At 58.4% G+C, this 21,531-nt stretch carries 21 protein-coding genes; 13 read left to right on the top strand and 8 right to left on the bottom strand.

Annotated features, from left to right (window positions below; translation table 11 throughout):
* Window positions 1-53 precede the first annotated feature (53 nt).
* Window positions 54-974 carry a hypothetical protein gene (locus tag Q0864_RS06150; protein ID WP_298566915.1) on the top strand — a complete coding sequence of 307 codons (921 nt, stop codon included), beginning with the start codon at window positions 54-56 and terminating at the stop codon, window positions 972-974.
* A 3-nt stretch (window positions 975-977) separates the two neighbouring features.
* Here the strand turns inward: Q0864_RS06150 and hemH are convergent, their stop codons facing one another.
* Both hemH and Q0864_RS06160 read right to left on the bottom strand, forming a co-directional pair.
* Window positions 978-2,012 carry a ferrochelatase gene (gene hemH / locus Q0864_RS06155; protein WP_298566916.1) on the bottom strand — a complete coding sequence of 345 codons (1,035 nt, stop codon included), beginning with the start codon at window positions 2,010-2,012 and terminating at the stop codon, window positions 978-980.
* A 51-nt stretch (window positions 2,013-2,063) separates the two neighbouring features.
* Window positions 2,064-2,897 carry a methyltransferase domain-containing protein gene (locus Q0864_RS06160; RefSeq protein WP_298566917.1) on the bottom strand — a complete coding sequence of 278 codons (834 nt, stop codon included), beginning with the start codon at window positions 2,895-2,897 and terminating at the stop codon, window positions 2,064-2,066.
* Between the two features lie 30 nt (window positions 2,898-2,927).
* On the opposite strand from Q0864_RS06160, the gene Q0864_RS06165 reads away from it, so the two are divergent.
* From Q0864_RS06165 to Q0864_RS06185, 5 genes are read left to right on the top strand one after another with little or no spacing between them, the layout of a single operon-like run.
* The gene (locus tag Q0864_RS06165) at window positions 2,928-3,644 is read left to right on the top strand and encodes a ComF family protein (protein WP_298566918.1); all 717 of its coding nucleotides are present in this window, start codon (window positions 2,928-2,930) and stop codon (window positions 3,642-3,644) included.
* Between the two features lie 48 nt (window positions 3,645-3,692).
* Window positions 3,693-3,950: a glutaredoxin 3 gene (gene grxC, locus Q0864_RS06170; RefSeq protein ID WP_298566919.1), complete on the top strand. Its 258-nt coding sequence runs from the start codon at window positions 3,693-3,695 to the stop codon at window positions 3,948-3,950.
* A gap of 3 nt (window positions 3,951-3,953) precedes the next feature.
* Window positions 3,954-4,772 (top strand): carbon-nitrogen hydrolase family protein, encoded by an 819-nt coding sequence (locus Q0864_RS06175; RefSeq protein ID WP_298566920.1) that lies wholly within the window; start codon window positions 3,954-3,956, stop codon window positions 4,770-4,772.
* Complete coding sequence (locus Q0864_RS06180; RefSeq protein WP_298566921.1) at window positions 4,772-5,218, top strand: MarR family transcriptional regulator; 447 nt, start codon at window positions 4,772-4,774, stop codon at window positions 5,216-5,218. Before Q0864_RS06175 ends, Q0864_RS06180 begins: the two co-directional genes overlap by 1 nt.
* Complete coding sequence (locus Q0864_RS06185) at window positions 5,215-6,003, top strand: GNAT family N-acetyltransferase (RefSeq protein WP_298566923.1); 789 nt, start codon at window positions 5,215-5,217, stop codon at window positions 6,001-6,003. Before Q0864_RS06180 ends, Q0864_RS06185 begins: the two co-directional genes overlap by 4 nt.
* A gap of 15 nt (window positions 6,004-6,018) precedes the next feature.
* On the opposite strand, the gene ubiG is transcribed toward Q0864_RS06185, so the two are convergent.
* Window positions 6,019-6,771: a bifunctional 2-polyprenyl-6-hydroxyphenol methylase/3-demethylubiquinol 3-O-methyltransferase UbiG gene (gene ubiG / locus Q0864_RS06190; protein ID WP_298566924.1), complete on the bottom strand. Its 753-nt coding sequence runs from the start codon at window positions 6,769-6,771 to the stop codon at window positions 6,019-6,021.
* A 54-nt stretch (window positions 6,772-6,825) separates the two neighbouring features.
* Between ubiG and pip the strand changes: the two genes are divergently transcribed.
* From pip to infB, 5 genes are all read left to right on the top strand, one after another.
* On the top strand, window positions 6,826-7,815 hold the full coding sequence (pip, locus tag Q0864_RS06195; protein WP_298566925.1) for a prolyl aminopeptidase: 990 nt from the start codon (window positions 6,826-6,828) through the stop codon (window positions 7,813-7,815).
* 132 nt (window positions 7,816-7,947) lie between these two features.
* Complete coding sequence (gene rimP, locus Q0864_RS06200) at window positions 7,948-8,532, top strand: ribosome maturation factor RimP (protein ID WP_298566926.1); 585 nt, start codon at window positions 7,948-7,950, stop codon at window positions 8,530-8,532.
* Window positions 8,533-8,536: 4 nt separating this feature from the next.
* On the top strand, window positions 8,537-10,156 hold the full coding sequence (gene nusA / locus Q0864_RS06205; protein ID WP_298566927.1) for a transcription termination factor NusA: 1,620 nt from the start codon (window positions 8,537-8,539) through the stop codon (window positions 10,154-10,156).
* Window positions 10,157-10,179: 23 nt separating this feature from the next.
* A complete protein-coding gene (locus Q0864_RS06210; RefSeq protein ID WP_298566928.1) occupies window positions 10,180-10,818 on the top strand; it encodes an RNA-binding protein in 639 nt (212 codons plus the stop codon).
* Window positions 10,815-13,319, top strand: a complete 2,505-nt coding sequence (gene infB, locus Q0864_RS06215) for a translation initiation factor IF-2 (RefSeq protein ID WP_298566929.1) — start codon at window positions 10,815-10,817, stop codon at window positions 13,317-13,319. Before Q0864_RS06210 ends, infB begins: the two co-directional genes overlap by 4 nt.
* Window positions 13,320-13,419: 100 nt before the next feature.
* Here infB and Q0864_RS06220 read toward each other — a convergent pair whose 3' ends face one another.
* The 4 genes from Q0864_RS06220 to Q0864_RS06235 form a co-directional block, all read right to left on the bottom strand.
* A complete protein-coding gene (locus Q0864_RS06220; RefSeq protein ID WP_298566931.1) occupies window positions 13,420-13,560 on the bottom strand; it encodes a hypothetical protein in 141 nt (46 codons plus the stop codon).
* 88 nt (window positions 13,561-13,648) lie between these two features.
* A complete protein-coding gene (gene mutT, locus Q0864_RS06225; protein WP_298566932.1) occupies window positions 13,649-14,047 on the bottom strand; it encodes an 8-oxo-dGTP diphosphatase MutT in 399 nt (132 codons plus the stop codon).
* Window positions 14,048-14,068: 21 nt separating this feature from the next.
* Entirely contained in the window at window positions 14,069-15,370 is a 1,302-nt protein-coding gene (gene argJ, locus Q0864_RS06230; protein ID WP_298566933.1) for a bifunctional glutamate N-acetyltransferase/amino-acid acetyltransferase ArgJ, read from the bottom strand.
* Window positions 15,371-15,388: 18 nt separating this feature from the next.
* Window positions 15,389-16,273 (bottom strand): peptidylprolyl isomerase, encoded by an 885-nt coding sequence (locus Q0864_RS06235; RefSeq protein WP_298566934.1) that lies wholly within the window; start codon window positions 16,271-16,273, stop codon window positions 15,389-15,391.
* A 181-nt stretch (window positions 16,274-16,454) separates the two neighbouring features.
* Between Q0864_RS06235 and secA the strand changes: the two genes are divergently transcribed.
* Entirely contained in the window at window positions 16,455-19,127 is a 2,673-nt protein-coding gene (gene secA / locus Q0864_RS06240) for a preprotein translocase subunit SecA (protein WP_298566935.1), read from the top strand.
* A gap of 87 nt (window positions 19,128-19,214) precedes the next feature.
* On the top strand, window positions 19,215-20,774 hold the full coding sequence (locus tag Q0864_RS06245) for a phosphate ABC transporter substrate-binding/OmpA family protein (RefSeq protein WP_298566936.1): 1,560 nt from the start codon (window positions 19,215-19,217) through the stop codon (window positions 20,772-20,774).
* A 3-nt stretch (window positions 20,775-20,777) separates the two neighbouring features.
* Here the strand turns inward: Q0864_RS06245 and radC are convergent, their stop codons facing one another.
* Complete coding sequence (radC, locus tag Q0864_RS06250; protein ID WP_298567565.1) at window positions 20,778-21,518, bottom strand: DNA repair protein RadC; 741 nt, start codon at window positions 21,516-21,518, stop codon at window positions 20,778-20,780.
* Window positions 21,519-21,531 lie beyond the last annotated feature (13 nt).

A 21,531-nucleotide genomic window follows, 5' to 3' on the forward strand; every position in this document is an offset into this window, starting at 1 on the left:
TCAGACAAGCACCTCGGCTTGTTCTTGTTGCTGCTCAGGGCTAGCGTGCAGCCATGGCCGAAAAGAAAATCCTTCGCGTTTATCTTAATCCCGACATGTTGGATCATGCGCGGAATGGAGGATTCAACTTCGTTAACCGGATCGCAAATGCGTTGGAGCCACGCGGGTTTCGCATCGAGTTTCGCAAGAATAGTGACGTAGAGCGGCTGAAATCGGCCGGTCGTAAGGGCTACTCTCTGTTCTTGATGGACGATCCGATTCACGCCAAGGCGCTGACCATGAGGCGCAGTTACTTCTACCCCTTCTGGCGGATCGAGGCGTCGGCAAAGCGTTGGGAGTTCGAAGTTGCCCAGACGCCATTTGATGCGGCAACCATTGATGGCGCGGCTGCAACCGATTGGGCAGACAAGTGGCGGAAGTGGTTGTTCAAAGGGGAGGCGAAAGCGGTGTCTCGCGACGGCCCGATTTATGTGCCGCTTCAGGGAAAGCTGCTGCGTCAACGAAGCTTTCAATCCACAAGTCCGGTCGAGATGTTGGACCTAACCGCGACCCGGTTCCCGGCGCATGTCATTCTGGCAGGGCTTCACCCCGGCGAGGTGTATTCCGAAAAGGAACGTCTTGCCCTGGATGGCCTGCGCCAGAAACACCCGAATTTGACGATCACGACAGGCGACATGACGCAGGCGCTGAAAACCTGTCGGCTTGTGGTCACGCAAAACTCATCCGCCGCGTTCTTCGGCTATTTTTTCCACAAGCCCGCAGTGTTGTTTGGCAAGATAGATTTTCACCATATTGCATCGAACACGCACGACTTGGGCATCGACGATGCCTTTACCGCGGCGTTGGGGTCGCAGCCCGAATTTGATCGGTATCTCTACTGGTTCACCATGATGAATGCCATTCGCGCGGATGCCGAAGATTGTGAAGACCAGATCCTGAAAACCCTTGCCCGTCGCGGTTGGCAGGTGGATTAGAGCCTATTCCAGCCAACCTGACAGATTGCGAGCGGCGACACCAATCAGGGCCTCGATATGGGCGTCGTCGTCATTCAGACAGGGAATATAGGTGAAACTTTCACCGCCCGCCTCGACGAAAGCCTCCTGAATTTCTTCCTGAATTTCCTCAAGCGTTTCGATGCAATCCGCCGAGAAGGCAGGCGCGATTACAGCGATGTTCTTCTTGCCGGTTTCAGCAAGCCGCGCGACCTCTTTCACGGTGTAGGGCTTGAGCCATTCTTCGGGTCCGAAAACGGATTGGAAGGTGGTTGTGATGTCTGCCTCGTCCCAGCCCAAGCGCTCTTGCAGCAAGCGGGTGCTTTTCTGGCACTGGCAGTGATAGGGATCACCTTGCTTCAAATAGCGTTCGGGCATGCCGTGATAGGACACAACCAATAGATCAGGTCGCTTGGGCATTGCGGCATAGCCGCGTTCGACCGACTGCGCCAGCGCGTCGATATAGGCGGGGTCGTCGAAATAGGGCGTGATGGTCCGGCTCGCCGGTTGCCAGGCTTCCTCCATCAGGGCGCGGAAGAACTGGTCGTTTGCTGTGCCCATCGTCGCGCCCGCGTATTGTGGATACAGCGGAAAAAACAGAATGCGGTCGCAGCCTGCGGCCACCATTTCCTGCACCTTCGATTTGGTAGAAGGGTTGCCATAGCGCATGCAATAATCAGTCACGACTTCTGCCCCAAACCGCTTTTCCAACCCGGCGCGCAGCTTGTCGGCCTGTTGCTTTGTGATGGTCATCAGCGGGCTTTCGTCCAGATCTTCGTTCCAGATCGACTTGTATGCCTCGCCTGACGAAAAGGGGCGTTTGGTCAGGATGATGCCCTGCAGGATCGGCTGCCATTTCCACGCGGGGTAGTCGATCACCCGCTTGTCCGACAGAAACTCGTTCAGATAGCGGCGCATGGACCAATAATCATAGCCGTCGGGCGTGCCCAGATTGGCGAACAGAACGCCGACCTTGCGGGCGGGCATTGTGGGGTGATCAGCAGGTCTTTTCATAATCATGGTTACGCTCCGTTTCGCACCTTGGATCAATCGCGGGACACGGGTCTGGTGTCAATCGGGCAATTTGCTTTCGTCGGTGCCAAGCGCGTCGGCAAGCCGTGCGGCGGCTGATCCGGGCCGAAGTGGCTTTGGCTGACTGCCATCCGGGACCCAGCCGGTCAGAAACACCAAATCGAAGCTTGCTGAAATGCGGTTCTGGTCGGCTGGAAAATGCGCTGCATAGCGCGACTCTATCTCTTGTAAGAAAGCGCGCGTGAGTGGCGACTTCAGTCTCTGTTCCAGCGCATTTCGCTCTCCCATCAGTCTCAGATCGCGAAAAAGGGCAGTGGCAGAACCATAGGTGACCTCTCTCAAATCGCTGTCCGCTACCGGAAGCGCAAAGCCTGCCCGTTGTAGCAGCGCGCCAAGGTCGCGGATCTCTCCCATCGGGAGCACGCGGGGCGACAGGCCGCCAGTCTGGGCGATTTCGACTTCGGACAAAATGGCGCGCAGTTCAGCCAAGGTTTGTCCGCCAAACAGGACGGCCATGAAAAGTCCGTCGGGTTTCAGCGCGCGTTTGGCTTGTATCAGCTGCCCGACCGGGTCGTTGGACCAGTGCAGCGATAAGCCGTGAACGACCAGATCATGAGCGCCTTGATCCAGATCGAGCACATCCTGATCAGCTACAATCTTGGCATCGGGGAAGGCGTTGGACCAGATTTCTGGAAAACCTGTCACAATCGCCGGCTTGGTAAACGTTCTGTTAACCTCTGTTAGGCGATCCTTGACTTCATCCGCGGCAAGTTCGTGCAGGAACATCCCGCTTGTGCGGGCGCGTTTGCGGTTCTGCGCAAGCTGGCCAAGGTCGGTAAGGTTTGGCGGTGTATCCGGATCTGGCCGTGTCATGGGCGCGGACCATAGATGGAAGGATAAAAAATGCAATCGGTGCTGAGCGTCCTTTACCCGCCGAAATGTATTAGCTGCGATGCACCAACGGAAACGGATTTTGCCCTTTGCGGGGCTTGTTGGCGGGAAACTCCGTTCATCGAAGGACATGTCTGCGATCTGTGCGGTGATCCTTTGCCCGGCGAAGCGGATGGGCACGAAGATTATTGCGACGCCTGCCTTGCGACCCAGCGACCCTGGTCGCGGGGTCGGGCGGCGTTGCTATACAAGGGGAACGCACGGCGTTTGGTCTTGGCGCTCAAGCACGGAGATCGACCAGAGCTGGCGCGCGCGTCTGCGCCTTGGCTGGCGCGTGCTGCTACACCATTGCTTCTTGCCGACACGTTGATCGTGCCGGTTCCGATCCATTGGTCAAGGCGGCTGAAGCGTCGCTATAACCAATCTGCAGAGCTTGGACGGGCCTTGGCGCGCACCCTGTGCCTTGACCACCAGCCGGACGCCTTATGCAGGCACAAGCGCACCCGCCCGCACGAAGGCATGGACGCCGAAACCCGGTTCGCAAATATGCAAAACGCTGTTCTTGCGCACCCAAAGCATGGCAAGGTTCTGGCCGGGCGGAACGTTCTTGTCCTTGACGATGTCATGACCTCGGGCGCCACCTTCGACGCGGCAACCCACGCGTGTCTGGACGCGGGCGCGAAATCGGTTCAGGTGCTTGCCCTTGCCCGCGTTGCGCGTGATGCCTAGATCCTTATAGTTCAGACACCACCGATTGGGCAGTAAGCGGAGCGGCAGATGAAGCCAGTTACGATCTACACGACGCAATTATGCGGCTTTTGCCATGCGGCAAAGCGGCTTTTGACCAGCAAAGACATCGCGTTCGACGAAATCGACGTGGCGATGAACCCCGACAAGCGACAGGAAATGATGTCGCGCGCGCATGGGCGCCACACCGTGCCGCAGATCTTTATCGGTGACACCCATGTCGGGGGCTGCGACGAGCTGTATGCGCTAGAGCGCGAAGGCAAACTTGACCCACTTTTGGCTGCGTAGGGCATGAAGGTTGCGCTGATCCAGTTCACGGCAGGCGACGATCCCCAAACCAATCTGGCCGTTGTTCGCACCATGATCCGTGACGCAGCGCAGGCAGGTGCGCGTTTTATCCTGACGCCCGAAGTCTCGAACATCATTTCGACCAGTCGCCGCCATCAAAACAAGGTGCTTCATGCGGAGCAGGACGATCCCTTTCTGGCTCGCCTGCGCGAAGAGGCCCGCGCGCTGGGCGTCTGGCTTCTGATCGGCTCGCTTGCGATCAAGGCAGGCGATGAAGATGGGCGCTTTGCCAACCGCTCTTTTCTGATTTCGCCTGATGGGTCGGTGGTTGCGCGCTATGACAAGATCCACATGTTCGACGTGCAGATCGACGAAACAGAGACCTACCGCGAAAGCGCAGCCTATCGTCCGGGCACCAAGGCGGTTGTCGCCGACACGGAGTTTGCGAAAATCGGCATGACGATCTGTTACGATATGCGGTTTCCACATTTGTATCGCCGCCTTGCGAAGGCGGGCGCGACAATCATTACTGTGCCAGCCGCATTCTCTCCCGTCACCGGCAAAGCGCACTGGGAAAGCCTGCTGCGCGCGCGCGCGATCGAAAACGGTGTGTTCATTCTTGCCCCGGCGCAATGCGGACAGAACGGGCCAGCCCGCGCGACGCATGGGCATTCGCTTGTGGTTTCCCCATGGGGAGAGGTTTTGGCGGATGGTGGCGAGGTGCCGGGCATCACAATGGTTGATCTTGATCTAGCGGACGTGGAACAGTCGCGCCGACGCGTGCCGTCATTGAACCATGATCGCGAAATAGAGGGCCCCTGATGTCAGAAAGTTCGGTTGAAACCCTTTCGGTCGCCCTATTCAGCGAAATGTTCATGGCAGACCAGCTGGCGCGCAACCGCCTTTCGAAAGCCTTGCCAAAAGGGATGGAGCTGAGCCATTTTTCAGTGCTCAACCATCTGGCCCGGGTGAACGAGGAAAAAAGCCCTGCCCAATTGGCGAAGGCGTTTCATGTCACGCGTGGCGCCATGACCAATACCTTGAGCAAGCTGGAATGGGCCGGACACGTTCATATCCGCCCCGACTGGGACGACGCGCGCCGTAAATTTGTGTCGATCTCGCCGTCGGGTCGGTCAGCGCGTGATGTCGCCCTTCTGGCCATCACACCGATTATCGCCAACATGGTCACCAAAATCGGACCCGAGAAGGTGCGAAACGTGCTTCCCGTGCTGCGCGAAATGCGCCAGCTGTTCAGCGATTTGGAATGAGGGCGCTTGAATTTGACACCGACTTGATGGTTCAGGCGGGCCAATGCGACGTTGTGGACCTGCCAGACCGCATCATACAGACCACGCCGGCCGAGCCGAATTTCTGGTTCGGGAACCGGGTGCTGTTTCGTGATCCGCCACGCGACGCAGCGCAAGTGATCGACGGCTTCCACGGGGATCTTCCGCATGCCCGGCACATCTGCCTTGGCTGGGATATTCCAAATTTGCCGCTTGACCATGTCAGGACGGTTTTTGCTCAAACCGATCTGGTCGTCGAGCAATCCGAAACGCTGGCCCTGCGCGGACAGCTAAACCGTGCCAGCGCCCCAAAGGGCCTCACCATTCGACCGCTTGTGAGCGCTGCGGACTGGGCGCAGAGCGAGGCGATCTCTAAGCGTGATCTGCTGGCCGACAAGATGCCGGTTCGCGGCATGGACAGCTTCCTGTCCAAACGCTCGAAAGGGCGGTGGGCCCAGATCGAAAAGCGGATGGGCCAGTGGTTCGGGGCTTTTCGTGGGGCCGATCTGGTCGGTGATATGGGCATCTTTCATAACGATCGGCTGATCCGCTATCAGTCAGTGCAGACGCATTTCGACCATCGGCGCCAAGGAATCTGTTCGGCCCTTCTTTGTGCGAGCCTTGATTGGGCGCGAGCGCGGGCGCCTGATGCATTGGCTGTGATTGTGGCAAACGCAGAAAGCGACGCCGGGCGACTATACCGTCGGGCGGGTTTTGCAGCCTTGGAAACCACGATCAGCGCGTTTCGCCCACCTGATGACGGCTAGGCGCGCTGTGCGGCTTTAGCCTTTGGGTTTCACACAGGCGACGGCATAGTTCACTGACAGATCCGTGTCCGAGATTGACCAGCTCCAACCAAGCGGGCTGAACACCATGCCTTTGCGGTCAACGACGCGCAGACCCGCGCTATCGATCAGCGCAACCAGTTCGTCCGGGGTGATGAATTTGGACCATTCATGCGTTCCCTTGGGCAGCCAGCGCATTACATGCTCGGCCCCGACGATCGCGACCATGAAGCTCTTCGGATTGCGATTGATTGTCGACGCCACCATCAGCCCGCCGGGTTTCAGCAGTTGCTGGCACGCCGTCAGATAGGCCAGGGGATCGGCGACATGTTCGACCACTTCCATGTTCAGAACGACATCAAACTGCTCGCCCGCATCGGCCATCGCTTCGGCTGTGGTGTGGCGATAGTCGATCTTGAGCCCCATTTGTTCGGCATGTAGCTGCGCCACCGGAATATTGCGCGGTGCGGCATCCGCGCCAATCACCGTGGCGCCAAGGCGCGCCATGGGCTCTGACAAAAGCCCGCCGCCACACCCGATATCCAGAAGGCGCAACCCCTTGAACGGCATGATATCATTCAGATCACGACCGAATTCAGCAGCGATCTGGTTTGTGATATAATCCAGACGCACCGGGTTCATCATGTGCAGCGGTTTGAACTTGCCGGTCGGGTCCCACCATTCGGCGGCCATGGCTTCGAACTTGGCGACTTCGGCGGGATCGACAGTTGTTTTGGCTTCTGCGCTCATGACGGGGCTTTCTTTCTGATGGCAGGCACGTTCGCACCATTATATAGAGGACATATGGACAAGGCCGCTGGAAAAAACAACGCCACGCAAAGGCTCTTTCGCTCGATCGACCCCTTTGATCGGCGGATGTTGGATGTGGGCGATGGGCATAGGCTGTATGTCGAGCAAAGCGGCAATCCGCACGGAATACCGGTTGTTGTTCTGCATGGTGGACCGGGGGGTGGGTCGTCACCCGCGATGCGGCGGTTCTTTGACCCAGAGCAGTATCGCATCATCCTGTTTGACCAGCGTGGCTGCGGCCGGTCGCGTCCGCATGCCAGTATCGAAGCCAACACCACATGGCATCTGATCCGAGATATCGAGCATATTCGCCTGACATTGGGCATTGACCGCTGGATCGTGTTTGGTGGCAGCTGGGGTGCGACGCTTGCTCTGATTTATGCTCAGGAACACCCCGCCCAAGTGGCATGGCTTGTCCTGCGTGGTGTGTTTCTGGCCACGAAAGCTGAACTTGACTGGTTCTATGGCGGCGGTGCCGGGCGCTTCTGGCCCGAACTTTGGAGCCGCTTTGAAGAGATGATTCCCGAAGCTGAGCGCTACAACATGATTGCGGCATATAATCGCCGCCTGTTTTCAGGCGACTACCGGGAGGAGGCTCGCTTTGCCAAGGCGTGGACGGGGTGGGAAAATGCGCTGGCGTCGATCCACAATACGGGTGCGATGATCGAAAGCCCTGCCGACTATGCCCGTGCTTTTGCCCGGCTGGAAAACCACTATTTCACCAACGGTGCCTTTTTGAACGAAGATGGCCACATCCTGCGCGGAATGCCGCGTATCGCCCATATTCCGGGCACGATCGTGCAGGGGCGTCATGACATGATCTGTCCGCCCACAACAGCGTGGACGCTGCACCAACGCTGGCCGTCGTCCGAACTGCGCATGATCCACATGGCTGGTCATGCCTTGTCAGAACGCGGTATCGCTGACGAACTGGTGCGCACGATGGAGAAGCTGGCCCGACAGCGCGACACTTTGGGGGTTTAGAGACTCAGCTTGCATCCGGATGCCTTCTGACCTATATCCCTTTTCAACAGCGGTGCTTCGGCCTCCACCCCCGAAGCTCCACCGGAAATTCCGACGGGCCCGCTGGCCCGTTTTTTTGTTTTGGAGAGATGTGTGAGCAACCTTGTTGCCAAAGCAGCGATCGACCGACGTCTGGCCGATATCGTCCAACCCGTGATCGAAGGGATGGGGTTCGAGCTTGTGCGCCTGCGCCTGATGGGTGGCAACACGCCCACATTGCAGATCATGGCCGAACGCCCCGAAGGCGGTATCGAAGTCGATGAATGCGCCGAGATTTCGACCGCGGTCAGCGCGATCATGGATGTCGAAGACCCGATCGAAGACAACTATACGCTCGAAGTTGGGTCGCCCGGCGTTGATCGTCCCCTGACGCGCCTGAAAGATTTCGAAGCCTGGAGCGGCAATGTCGCCAAGATCGAAACATCAGAGCTGATCGACGGACGCAAGCGGTTCAAGGGAACGCTCGCCGGTGTCGAAGGCAACGAAGTGCTGATCGAAATCGAAAACCACGGCGAACCCGTTACGATCGGTCTGGACTTCGATTGGCTGTCAGAAGCCAAGCTGGTTCTGACGGATGACCTTATTCGCGAGGCCCTGCGCCAACGCAAGGATGCTGGGCAAATCGACGAAGCCCAGTTTGATGAAATTCAAGAAATCACCGGTTCTGAGGAGGACTGAGACCATGGCAATTACGTCTGCAAACCAGTTGGAGCTGCTCCAGACCGCGGAAGCTGTCGCCCGCGAAAAAATGATCGACCCGGTTTTGGTCATCGAAGCCATGGAAGAAAGCCTCGCCCGGGCCGCCAAATCGCGTTACGGCGCGGAAATGGACATTCGTGTCTCGATTGATCGCAAGACGGGCCGCGCGACCTTCACCCGTGTGCGCACCGTGGTCGAAGATGAGGAGCTGGAAAACTATCAGGCCGAGTTCACAGTCGAACAGGCCAAACAATATATGGATGACCCCAAAGTGGGTGACCAGCTGGTCGAAGAAGTGCCGCCGGTTGAAATGGGTCGGATCGCCGCCCAATCCGCCAAACAGGTGATCTTGCAGAAAGTTCGCGAAGCCGAGCGTGACCGCCAGTTCGAAGAATTCAAAGACCGCGTGGGCACGATCATCAACGGTCAGGTCAAGCGCGAAGAATACGGCAACGTCATCGTCGATGTTGGCTCGGGCGAAGCGATCCTGCGCCGCAACGAAAAGATCGGCCGCGAAAGCTATCGCCCGAACGACCGCATCCGTTGCTACATCAAGGATGTGCGCCGTGAAGCACGCGGCCCGCAGATTTTCCTGTCGCGCACCGCACCCGAGTTCATGGCCGAGCTGTTCAAGATGGAAGTGCCGGAAATCTATGACGGCATTATCGAAATCAAGGCCGTCGCCCGTGATCCCGGTTCGCGCGCAAAGATTGCCGTGATCTCGTATGACAACTCGATCGACCCCGTCGGTGCCTGTGTCGGTATGCGTGGTTCGCGTGTGCAAGCCGTGGTGAACGAGCTTCAGGGCGAAAAGATCGACATCATCCCGTGGAACGAAGACCAGCCGACCTTCCTTGTGAACGCGCTTCAGCCTGCTGAGGTGTCGAAGGTGGTCCTGGACGAAGAAGCCGGCAAGATCGAAGTCGTGGTGCCTGATGAGCAGCTGTCTCTGGCCATTGGTCGTCGCGGTCAAAACGTGCGTCTTGCCTCGCAGCTGACGCATCTTGATATCGACATCATGACGGAAGCCGAAGAAAGCGAACGTCGTCAGGCAGAGTTTACCGAACGCACCAAACTGTTCATGGAAACGCTGGATCTGGACGAGTTCTTTGCCCAGCTTCTGGTGTCCGAAGGCTTTGCAAACCTCGAAGAGGTTGCCTATGTGGAACTAGACGAGCTGTTGGTGATCGACGGTGTTGATGATGCCACGGCCGAAGAGCTTCAGGCCCGTGCGCGCGACTATATCGAAGCGCAGAACAAGAAAGCGCTGGAAAACGCCCGCGCGCTTGGTGTCGAAGACAGCCTGATCGCCTTCGAGGGTCTGACCCCTCAGATGGTCGAGGCGCTGGCCGAAGATGGCGTGAAGTCGCTGGAAGATTTCGCCACCTGCGCGGACTGGGAGCTGGCCGGCGGCTGGACGACCATGGACGGCGAACGCTCGAAAGATGATGGCTCGCTTGAGAAGTTCGGCATAACGCTGGAACAGGCGCAGGACATGGTCATGACCGCACGTATTATGCTGGGCTGGGTTGACCCAACCGAGCTTGAGGCAGATGAAGCTGACGCTGACGCCGAAGAAGCAGCTGTGGAGGCCGAGGCCTGATCGCAGGCCTCGGAGATCGGCGCATGACGCGCGGTGGCCACAAAAATCGGCCGGAAGAGCCGGAACGGCGCTGTATAGCGACCGGAGAAACCCAGCCAAAGGCCGGGATGATCCGTTTTGTCGTAGGGCCGGATGGAAGTGTGGTTCCCGACCTGTTGGGAAAACTGCCCGGGCGCGGGATCTGGGTGTCAGCCGACCGCGCAGCGCTGGAGAAGGCCACCAAAAAGGGGCTTTTTTCCCGCGCGGCGAAACAGCAGGTGATCGTGCCTGAAGATTTGCTGCCCATGCTGGAAAAAGCGTTGGCGGCACGGGTGGTCCACCTGATCAGCCTTGCCCGCAAAGCAGGGCGCGCGGTCGCTGGGTTCGAAAAGGTGAAAGACTGGCTTGTTAAAGAACAGGCTGCCGTCTTGATCCAGGCGTCTGACGGGTCCGAACGGGGCAAGTCAAAACTGCGCCCGCCGCAGGGTCAGGACCGGTTCTTTACCTGCCTGACGGCGAATGAGCTGGGTATGGCCTTTGGCCGTGAAAATGTGATACATGGCGCGCTTGCGTCTGGTGGTTTGGCATCCCGTGTTGTAGAGGAAGCCAAGAAACTACAGGCGCTGCGCGAGCAAGACAACGACGGTGGCAACGGTCACCGGAAAGGTACGAAGACCAGATGAGCGATAATGACGGTAAAAAGACCCTGGGACTGCGCGGCGGAGCTCGCCCCGGTCAGGTGAAGCAGAGCTTCAGCCATGGGCGGACGAAGAATGTCGTGGTCGAAACGAAACGCAAACGCGTTGTCGTGCCCAAGCCGGGTGCGGCTTCAGGCGCTGGCGCCGCGTCGCCCTCTGCTGGTGATCCCAAGAAACGGCCCGCCGGTATCTCGGATGCCGAGCTTGAACGCCGCATGAAAGCTTTGCAGGCTGCCAAAGCCCGCGAGACCGAGGAAGCCGAAGCCCGCGTCGCCGAAGAAAAGGCGCGCGAGGAAGATCGCAACCGCCGCCGCGAAGAAGCAGAAACCAAAGAACGCGAAGAGCGTGAGCGCGAAGAAGCGTTGAAGGCGAAAGCTGCCGACGAAGAGCGCAAGAAAGCGGAGGCCGAAGAGGCCAAGACCCGCGCCAAGCAGCCGACTCCGACCGCTGACCCCGCAGCCGCGCAGGCCGCCGAGCAACGCGGCCCCGGCAAGGCACCTTCGGGCCCGCGCAAGAAAGATGACCGCAACGGCCCAACGGCTGACCGCCAAAACCGCAACACCAAGGGTGCTGGGCGTGATGATGGCCGTCGGTCCGGCAAGCTGACGCTGAATCAAGCACTGCGTGGCGGTGGTGATCGTCACCGTTCCGTCGCCTCGATGCGCCGCAAGCAGGAGCGCGCGCGGCAGAAAGCCATGGGTGAACAGGTTGATCGTGAAAAGGTCATCCGTGACGTTCAGTTGCCGGAAGCCATCGTGGTCTCCGAGCTTGCCAACCGTATGGCCGAACGCGTCGCTGACGTTGTGAAGTCGCTCATGAATATGGGCATGATGGTGACGCAGAACCAAACCATTGATGCCGACACCGCCGAGCTGATCATCGAAGAGTTCGGCCACAAGGTCGTGCGCGTGTCCGATTCTGACGTTGAAGACGTCATCCACATGGTCGAAGACAAAAGCGAAGATCTTGTTGATCGTCCGCCGGTCATCACCGTCATGGGTCACGTTGACCACGGTAAAACCTCGCTTCTGGACGCGATCCGGAACGCGAAAGTGACAGCCGGCGAAGCGGGTGGCATCACCCAGCACATCGGTGCCTATCAGGTGAAAACCGATGACGGGAAGCTTTTGAGCTTCCTTGACACGCCCGGCCACGCTGCCTTCACGTCGATGCGCGCGCGCGGTGCTCAAGTGACGGATATCGTCATTCTGGTCGTGGCGGCAGACGACTCGGTCATGCCGCAGACCATCGAGGCCATCAACCACGCGAAAGCGGCGGGTGTCCCGATGATCGTCGCGATCAACAAATGCGACAAACCTGCCGCTAACCCGGATCAGGTTCGCACCGAGTTGCTGCAACACGAAGTGATCGTCGAAAAGATGTCCGGCGACGTGCAGGATGTAGAAGTGTCCGCAGTGACGGGCGCGGGTCTGGACGAATTGCTGGAAGCGATTACGCTTCAGGCCGAGATCCTTGAACTGAAAGCCAACCCGAACCGTGCTGCCGCTGGCGCCGTGATCGAGGCACAGCTTGATGTGGGTCGCGGTCCGGTGGCAACCGTGCTGGTCCAGAATGGCACGCTGAAGCTGGGCGACATCTTCGTCGTTGGCGAACAGTGGGGTAAAGTCCGCGCACTGGTCAACGATCACGGGGACCGCGTCGAAGAGGCTGGTCCTTCGGTTCCGGTCGAGGTGCTTGGCCTGAACGGCACGCCCGAAGCCGGCGATGTTCTGAACGTCGTCGAAACCGAAGCGCAGGCTCGTGAGATTGCTGAATATCGCCACCAGGCTGCGAAAGACAAACGTGCTGCTGCGGGCGCTGCAACCACGCTTGAACAGATGATGGCGAAAGCAAAGGCCGACGAAGATGTGGCCGAGCTGCCCATTCTGGTCAAAGCCGACGTGCAGGGTTCGGCCGAAGCCATCGTTCAGGCGATGGAGAAGATCGGCAACGACGAAGTGCGCGTGCGCGTTCTGCACTATGGTGTCGGCGCGATCACGGAATCCGACATCGGTTTGGCCGAAGCCTCGGGTGCGCCAGTGATCGGGTTCAACGTTCGGGCCAATTCGCAAGCGCGCAACTCCGCCAACCAAAAAGGGGTCGAGATCCGCTATTACTCGATCATCTACGACCTTGTTGACGATGTGAAAGCTGCAGCGTCGGGCCTTCTGTCCGCAGAGGTGCGCGAGAACTTCATTGGCTACGCAGCGATCAAAGAGGTCTTCAAGGTGTCGGGCGTCGGCAAGGTCGCCGGTTGTCTTGTCACCGAAGGGGTTGCCCGCCGATCGGCCGGTGTTCGCCTTCTGCGCGACAACGTGGTGATCCACGAAGGCACGCTGAAGACGCTCAAGCGCTTCAAGGACGAGGTGAAGGAAGTTCAGTCTGGTCAGGAATGCGGTATGGCATTTGAGAACTATGATGACATTCGCCCGGATGATGTGATCGAGATCTTCGAACGCGAAGAGGTCGAACGCTCGCTTGAGTGATCACGCTAGATCGACCCAATGGTCAGCATCAAAGAACGCAAAAGGGGACGGAATACCGTCCCCTTTTTTATGAGTGGTGCGCAGGTTCTGCGACCTTGCGTCAGGCGGCTTTGCGTTGCGCGACCGGGTGCCCGGTAAACTGGTGCCCTTCGACCAAGACGACGATTTTTCCGTCCGGCAGGCTTCGCAGATACTGACCCTGAACCATGACGCAGCTTCCAAGCAAAATTGTACGTAGCATCTGATATCTCCCCCTATCAGGTGTAATAGCAAAACAACCTTAGCACGAAACGGTTAACAAGTCCTAACACCCGACCGTGTTGAGCGGATTACAGCCAATCGCGCAAAATGGGGATCAAGGGAAGATCCGCGGGAGGCATTGGATAGTCACGCAGCTGGTTGACGCGCGCCCAGCTAAGCTTTTGGCCTTCTTGCGGCTGCGGTTGGCCGTCCCATTTTCGACAGGCAAAAACCGGCATCAGCAAGTGGAAATCATCATAGCTGTGGCTGGCAAAGGTCAGCGGTGCAAGGCACGACGCCCAGGTGTCGATGCCAAGCTCCTCTTTCAGTTCGCGGATCAGCGCGTGTTCGGGTGTTTCACCGGCTTCGACCTTGCCGCCCGGAAACTCCCACAGGCCAGCCATGGATTTCCCTTCTGGGCGCTGCGCCAGAAGCACGCGTCCATCGCGGTCAATCAACGCCACGGCCGAGACTAGAACGACTTTCATGGCAGCCCCTTTCCGTGCCGATCAGGACCGATAGTCGGCGTTGATCTGAATGTATCCGTGGGTCAGGTCGCAGGTCCAAACCGTGGCATTGGCGTCGCCAACGCCCAGATCGACAGCGATCACAAGATCGTCTTGCAGCATATAAGACGCCCCAGCCTCTTCGCGATAGGTCGGAGAAACCCAGCCGTTTTCGGCAACCAGAATATCGCCAAAACGGATCGATAGCTTGTCACGATCTGCATAAGCTCCTGACTTCCCGATGGCCATCACAACACGGCCCCAGTTGGGGTCTTCGCCCGCAATCGCGGTTTTCACCAGTGGCGAGTTTGCAATTGCCAGCGCATGCGTGCGTGCATCGGTGTAGGATCTGGCCCCAGCCACGCGAATCTCGACGAATTTCGTCGCCCCTTCGCCGTCGCGCACGACTTGATGGGCAAGATCCAGCATGACGCTGTGAAGGGCCGCGCGGAACGGCTGGTTGTCCTGTGTGACCTGGACGTCCGAAGCGCCGGTGGCCGCAAGAAGAAGCGTGTCCGAGGTCGAGGTGTCGCTATCGACGGTAATGCTGTTGAAGCTGGTTTCGTTTAAATCAGACAGCATGGCTTGCAGGTCATTCTGGCCAATCTTCGCATCCGTAAAGATGAACACCAACATCGTTGCCATATCAGGCGCGATCATGCCCGAGCCTTTTGCGATGCCTGCAATGTGAACGATGCGGTCACCGATCTTCACCTCGGCTTTGGCACCTTTCGCGAACGTGTCCGTGGTTCGGATCGCTTGCGCTGCTTGGGAAAGCCCATCGGGCACGAGCGTGCCGGCAAGTTCGTCGATGCAAGCCACGATCCGGTCATGCGGCAGGGGCTCTCCTATCACGCCAGTTGAGGCAGAATAGACCCTGTTTTCGGGCACTGACAAGGCGCTGGCCACGCTTTGGGTCAGCGCTTCGACAGACTCATCACCAGCCGCACCTGTAAAGGCGTTCGAATTCCCTGCATTGACCAAGATCGCCGCGCCCGACGCGGGATCGCTGCCAAGTTTGGCCTGACAATCGCGAACCGGGGCAGACCGGGTTGCCGAGGTGGTGAAGGCCCCCGCAATCGTGGTGCCGGGTTGCAGTTCGGCCAACATGACATCCAGCCGATCGGCGTATTTCACGCCAGCCTTGGCGGCTGAAAACCGCGCACCGGCAATGACCGGCAGGTCTGGAAAGCGCGGCGGCGCCAAAGGCGACACCGCTGCAGTGTGGGTTTGAGCGGCAACAAGGCGCGCCTTAAGCTTTCGCAGCTTTTTCTTGAGCTTCTTGATCTTCGCCGACTTACCCATTTCCGGTTCCTTCGCGACTTAGTTGTCCAGAAGCGTCATATCACGCAACGCGGCCGCGTCGATCCCTTCAAGCTCGATCCGATCAATTGTCGCCGCATCCAGCAGCTTTTGCAGGGCAATATCGACAGCGTCACTTTGAATTTTCGAAGCGAGCTCCTCACGCACCTCGTCCAGCTCGGGGGCACCCTTCATCCGGGTTTCGTTCAACTTGACCACGTGCCAGCCAAACTGGGTCTGCACCGGGGGCGCAATCTGACCGTCCTCAAGCTCCATCACCGCGTCTTCGAACGGCTTGACCATCATGCCCGGACCGAACCACCCCAATTCACCGCCATTTGGGCCCGACGGACCGGTCGAATGCTCTTTGGCAAGTTCAGCGAAATCAGCACCACCTTCGATCTCGGCGATCAACTCCTTGGCCTTGTCTTCTTCTTCGACAAGGATGTGCGAGGCGTTGAATTCCTTGCTGGGTTCGGCACCCGCATATTCAGCGTCATAGGCGGCTTGCAGCGCCTCGTCGGACACGGCGTCGGCCATGACATCATCAATCACTTCGGCGGCGACGATTTCGCGGCGTTGGTTTTCAAGCTGAATCTCTGCGCGCCGGCTTAGCTCGCCCAGGGCTTGGCTCAGAACGGTCTGCTGGATCAGCTGTTCGACGATGCCGGGCAATAGAACGTCGTCCGGCAGCGATTGAAACTGCTCGGGCAACGTCAGGCGTGCAGCGACGACATGCGCCATGGTGATCTTGTCGCCATTGACCGTGGCAACCACCGTATCGCCCTGAACTTCGATCTTTTCGACGGCGGTTTCGGTTTGCGTGCTGTTTTCCTGTGCAGCCAAGGGAAGGGCGATGGCGGCCGATATGGCGGCGCCGACAAAAAATGCGTTGCGTTTCAACATGAATAGTATCCTCGAAAGACGCCAGAGACCCCGGCAACATTGACAGTTTTCCACCCGACGCTTACATCGCTGGAAGGCTTGAGAGCGTAGGTTCTTGAGCAACTAGATAGGCGGCTGGACAGGGACGGGCAAGTTCCCTCTGGTCACACCAGCGTCAGAACCGCATTGAGGCACAAAAAACATGCTTGGAAAAATCGCGCGCAAGGTCTTCGGGACCCAGAACGACCGATTGATCAAATCGACACGGCCAATCATTGAAAAGATCAATGCGCTGGAAGAAGAATTCGCCGCACTGACCGATGACGCGATCATCGCCAAGACCGAAGAGTTCAAGAAACGCGTCAGCGACGGCGAAAAACTGGACGCGATCCTGCCTGAAGCATTTGCCAACTGCCGCGAAGGGGCCAAGCGCGCGCTGGGCCTGCGGGCTTTTGACACCCAGTTGATGGGGGGCATATTCCTGCACCGAGGCAACATCGCCGAGATGAAGACCGGTGAAGGTAAGACCCTTGTCGCCACATTCCCGGCCTATCTGAACGCGCTGTCGGGCAAAGGCGTTCATATCGTGACCGTGAACGACTATCTGGCCAAACGTGATGCCGAATGGATGGGCAAGGTCTATGGCGCGCTGGGTCTGACCACCGGTGTCGTTTACCCCCATCAGGCCGATGACGAAAAGCGTGCGGCCTATGCGTCCGACATCACCTATGCCACCAACAACGAACTTGGCTTCGACTATCTGCGCGACAATATGAAATCCGACCTGAAGGACATGTATCAGCGTGGGCATAATTTCGCCGTCGTGGACGAGGTCGACTCGATCCTGATCGACGAAGCGCGGACGCCGCTGATCATTTCCGGCCCGTCCGAGGATCGGTCAGATCTTTACGTCACCATCGACGCGCTGATCCCCGAACTGACGGACGAACACTATACGATCGACGAAAAGAACCGCGGCGCGACCTTCACCGAGGAAGGCAACGAGTTTCTCGAAGAGATCCTGCACGCGCGTGGCCTGCTGCCCGCGGAACAGTCCCTGTATGACCCGGAAAGCACCACTATCGTCCACCACGTCAACCAAGGTCTGCGCGCCCACAAGCTGTTTCAGCGCGACAAGGATTATATCGTGCGCGATGGCGAGGTCGTTCTGATCGACGAATTCACCGGCCGCATGATGGCGGGTCGGCGTCTGGCCGAAGGTCTTCACCAAGCGATCGAGGCCAAGGAGGGCTGCAAGACTCAGCCCGAGAATGTGACATTGGCCTCAGTCACATTTCAGAACTACTTCCGTCTTTACAGCACCTTGTCAGGCATGACCGGCACCGCGTTGACCGAAGCGGACGAGTTTGACGAAATATACGGACTGGGTGTTGTCGAAGTGCCAACCAACCGCCCGATTGCCCGGATTGACGACCATGACGCGGTCTATCGCACCACGCGCGAAAAATACGCCGCGGTTGTTGAAGAAATCCGTAAGTCAAATGAGAAAGGTCAGCCTATGCTGGTCGGGACCACTTCGATCGAGAAATCCGAGGAGTTGTCCAAAATGCTGACCGAAGCGGGCATCAAACATGACGTTTTGAACGCCCGCCAGCACGAACGCGAAGCCCAGATCGTGGCCGACGCAGGCAAGCTGGGTGCCGTGACCATCGCCACCAACATGGCGGGCCGCGGGACCGACATCAAACTGGGCGGCAACGTCGAGTTCAAAGTGATGGAAGCCATCGCCGCAGATCCGGACGGCAACCCCGACGAGATCCGCTCGCGCATTGAAGAGGCGCACGCTGCGGATGAACAAGCGGTGAAAGACGCCGGCGGTCTGTTTGTTCTGGCCACCGAACGCCACGAAAGCCGTCGTATCGACAACCAGCTTCGCGGCCGGTCAGGCCGTCAGGGTGACCCGGGCCGGTCGTCGTTCTTCCTGTCGCTCGAAGATGACCTGATGCGGATTTTCGGATCCGAGCGGCTTGAAAAAGTTCTGGCGACCTTGGGCATGAAAGAGGGCGAGGCGATCATTCACCCGTGGGTGAACAAGTCGCTGGAGCGCGCGCAGGCAAAAGTCGAAGGCCGCAACTTCGATATTCGTAAGCAGCTTTTGAAGTTTGACGACGTTATGAACGACCAGCGTAAGGCGATCTTTGGCCAGCGGCTGGAAATCATGCAAGCCGAAGACCTGTCCGAGATTATCGGAGATATGCGCCATCAGGTTATCGACGACCTTGTTGACACTTACATGCCGCCAAAATCTTATGCAGATCAATGGGATACGCAGGGTCTGCAAGCCGCTCTGATTGAAAGCATTGGATTTGAAGCCCCGGTTATCGACTGGGCCGCAGAAGAAGGCGTCGATGACGATACCATTCGTGAACGCCTCTACGATGCGTCCGACGACTTCATGGCGCGCAAAGCCGCAGAGTTCGGCCCCGAAACGATGCGCTCGATCGAAAAGCAGCTTTTGCTGCAAACCATCGACGGGAAGTGGCGCGAACATCTCTTGACGCTTGACCATCTTCGTTCGGTTGTCGGGTTCCGTGGCTATGCCCAACGTGATCCGTTGAATGAATACAAGACCGAGGCCTTCCAGCTGTTCGAAGGCCTTTTGGACGGGTTGCGCGCAGACGTGACGCAGAAGTTGGCGCAAATTCGCCCGATGTCCGAAGAAGAACAGCAAGCAATGATGCAGCAAATGGTCCAGCAGCAGCAAGCTTTGGCGAAAGCGGCTGATGATGCTCAGGATGCTGCGGAGGGCTTCAATGAAAATGACCCTTCGACATGGGGCAACCCGTCGCGCAACGAAGAATGCCCCTGTGGGTCAGGTAAGAAGTTCAAGCATTGTCACGGGCGACTGGCCTGATCCTGTGACGTCGCGAATATCTTCGGTTGAAATTTGGCGCATGGGTTTGGATGATCGTGCCAACCAGTTTCCGGGGCGGGGCGCATCATGAACGCATTACGCGCGATATTCGCGGTTGCATGTGTGACGTTGCTGGCGGGGTTTCCCGCCCGCGCTGAAGATGTGACACTGACCGCGCGTGACGGTTCAATTGAGCTCACCGGCACTTTGTTGACTTTCGACGGCGAGTTTTACCGCATTGATACCGAGTTCGGCATCCTTACGGTCGATGGCTCCGGTGTAACCTGCGAAGGGCCGGGGTGTCCCAGCCTGGGCCCTTACGTGGCTGATCTGACCATTTCCGGCGCGCACAGCATGGGGGCGGTCCTGTTTCCAGCACTTGTCGAGGGGTTCGCGCTTCGGCAGGGATACGCCCTCAAACGAGAAGAGCTGATCGGCATTGGCACGCTCTATACCCTCTACGAAGGCAATTCTGGTCAAGAAGCGGCGCGGATCACCATCAAGCTGACCACCAGCGCTGAAGGCTTCGCCGATCTTCTTGGGCAACAGGCGGATATGGTGCTGTCCATGCGACAGGCCTCGACCCGTGAACGCAGCATGGCGCGCGAGGCCGGTTTGGGTGATCTGCGCATTGCACGCCAAAGCCGCGTGATTGCGCTGGATGCCCTGGTGCCGATCGTTTCGCCCGGCAATCCGGTGACGAAACTGTCCATCAATCAACTGGCGGCGATATATGCCGGCAAGATCCGAAACTGGAAGGAACTTGGAGGCGAAGACGCGCCGATCACGCCCTATCTCATGGATATCGAAGAAGGTTTCGGCCCGGTGTTCATGAAAGATGTAATTTCGGCGAATGGGGTCAGCCTGTCCGACCGCGTGCGGTTTCATCCGTCGAACAAGGCGCTGGCGGATGCGGTTGCTCGTGATCCTTTCGGTATTGCAATCACCTCGTTCATGCAGCCGGGCAACGGCGAGGTGGTGCAACTGACCGGCGCATGCGGCTTCGAGGTCGAAGCATCATCGCAAACGATCAAGGCAGAGGACTACCCCCTGACCATGCCGATGTATCTTTACCTGCCCGAACGCCGGATGCCGCTTTTGGCGCGCGAGCTTCTGTCCTATCTGCGCACCGACAGTGCGCAATTCGTGACCCGACGCGCCGGATTTGTTGACCAGGCGCTGATGCGCATTCCGATCCGCGACCAAGGCGATCGGATGGCAAACGCGATTACAGCGGCTGGGACCGAGGTCTCTTTGACCGAACTTAAGCGCATGGTCGACAGTTTTGACGGGAAAGACCGTTTGTCGATCACGTTCCGGTTCGAGGGCGGGTCCACGCTGTTGAACGCCCCATCCCGGTCGAACGTCGCCTTGTTGGCCAAAGCGCTTGAAAGTGGGCGGTTTGATGGAGGCGAACTGGTGTTTGTCGGGTTCTCGGACGGTCAGGGGACGGCCGAACAAAACCTATCCCTGGCGCGAAAGCGGGCCGTGGCGGTCAAAGCGCTTGTGCTGGAGCAGCTAGAGGCCTTTGACTTGTCGCGCGTCACCCTGAAAGCCGAAGCTTTCGGCGAGGCAATGCCCATGGCCTGTGATGACAGCGCTTGGGGTAGGGGTGTCAACCGTAGGGTCGAAATCTGGGTCAATTGACCGCTACAGATATCCTGACCCGCGAAAGCTCAGCTCTGTTGATTTTCCGATGATCAGGTGATCATGCAGCGTTATGCCCAGCGCCGTTGCCGCATCATTGACCTGCGTGGTCATCTGAATGTCACTGTCTGACGGGGTCGGGTCACCAGAGGGGTGGTTGTGCACCAGAATGATTGCCGAGGCATTCAGCTCCAGCGCCCGTTTCACCACTTCGCGCGGGTAAACCGGCACGTGGTCTATGGTGCCCTGCCCCTGTTCTTCGTCTGCGATCAGGACGTTCTTGCGATCCAGAAATAGCACGCGAAATTGTTCGGTATCCCGGTGCGCCATCGTGGTGTGACAATAGTCCAGCACCGCATCCCATGATGAAATGACGTGTCGCTGGATCACCCGGCTACGCGCCATGCGGTGGGCTGCAGCTTCGACGACTTTCAGTTCGGTGATGACAGCATCGCCAATGCCAGGAATGGCACGCAGGCGCTGCAGAGGGGCCGTTATCACCCGGTTGAAGTCGCCGAACGTGTCCAGCAATACACGCGCCAGCGGCTTCACATCGCGACGGGGAATGGCGCGGAACAGCACAAGCTCCAGCAACTCATAATCCGGCATCGCTTGCGCGCCACCTTCCATGAACCGTTCACGCAACCGTTTGCGATGGTCCTTGATATACGAGGGCAATTTGCCGCCCACGTTTTGCACCGGAAGGGCGGGTGCTTCGTCCGTGTCGAACAGCGCTTGTGGCATCTCTTGGAACTGG

The organism is uncultured Aliiroseovarius sp. (genome assembly GCF_947497285.1).
Classification (GTDB): domain Bacteria; phylum Pseudomonadota; class Alphaproteobacteria; order Rhodobacterales; family Rhodobacteraceae; genus Aliiroseovarius.

Coding starts and splice junctions, on each gene's coding strand:
- Q0864_RS06185 (WP_298566923.1), top strand. CDS start 5,215: ATGAGGGCGCTTGAATTTGACACCGACTTGATGGTTCAGGCGGGCCAA.
- grxC (WP_298566919.1), top strand. CDS start 3,693: ATGAAGCCAGTTACGATCTACACGACGCAATTATGCGGCTTTTGCCAT.
- Q0864_RS06245 (WP_298566936.1), top strand. CDS start 19,215: ATGAACGCATTACGCGCGATATTCGCGGTTGCATGTGTGACGTTGCTG.
- Q0864_RS06180 (WP_298566921.1), top strand. CDS start 4,772: ATGTCAGAAAGTTCGGTTGAAACCCTTTCGGTCGCCCTATTCAGCGAA.
- Q0864_RS06210 (WP_298566928.1), top strand. CDS start 10,180: ATGACGCGCGGTGGCCACAAAAATCGGCCGGAAGAGCCGGAACGGCGC.
- Q0864_RS06220 (WP_298566931.1), bottom strand. CDS start 13,560: ATGCTACGTACAATTTTGCTTGGAAGCTGCGTCATGGTTCAGGGTCAG.
- hemH (WP_298566916.1), bottom strand. CDS start 2,012: ATGATTATGAAAAGACCTGCTGATCACCCCACAATGCCCGCCCGCAAG.
- argJ (WP_298566933.1), bottom strand. CDS start 15,370: ATGGGTAAGTCGGCGAAGATCAAGAAGCTCAAGAAAAAGCTGCGAAAG.
- Q0864_RS06235 (WP_298566934.1), bottom strand. CDS start 16,273: ATGTTGAAACGCAACGCATTTTTTGTCGGCGCCGCCATATCGGCCGCC.
- Q0864_RS06160 (WP_298566917.1), bottom strand. CDS start 2,897: ATGACACGGCCAGATCCGGATACACCGCCAAACCTTACCGACCTTGGC.
- ubiG (WP_298566924.1), bottom strand. CDS start 6,771: ATGAGCGCAGAAGCCAAAACAACTGTCGATCCCGCCGAAGTCGCCAAG.
- infB (WP_298566929.1), top strand. CDS start 10,815: ATGAGCGATAATGACGGTAAAAAGACCCTGGGACTGCGCGGCGGAGCT.
- nusA (WP_298566927.1), top strand. CDS start 8,537: ATGGCAATTACGTCTGCAAACCAGTTGGAGCTGCTCCAGACCGCGGAA.
- mutT (WP_298566932.1), bottom strand. CDS start 14,047: ATGAAAGTCGTTCTAGTCTCGGCCGTGGCGTTGATTGACCGCGATGGA.
- Q0864_RS06165 (WP_298566918.1), top strand. CDS start 2,928: ATGCAATCGGTGCTGAGCGTCCTTTACCCGCCGAAATGTATTAGCTGC.
- radC (WP_298567565.1), bottom strand. CDS start 21,518: ATGCCACAAGCGCTGTTCGACACGGACGAAGCACCCGCCCTTCCGGTG.
- secA (WP_298566935.1), top strand. CDS start 16,455: ATGCTTGGAAAAATCGCGCGCAAGGTCTTCGGGACCCAGAACGACCGA.
- Q0864_RS06175 (WP_298566920.1), top strand. CDS start 3,954: ATGAAGGTTGCGCTGATCCAGTTCACGGCAGGCGACGATCCCCAAACC.
- Q0864_RS06150 (WP_298566915.1), top strand. CDS start 54: ATGGCCGAAAAGAAAATCCTTCGCGTTTATCTTAATCCCGACATGTTG.
- pip (WP_298566925.1), top strand. CDS start 6,826: ATGGACAAGGCCGCTGGAAAAAACAACGCCACGCAAAGGCTCTTTCGC.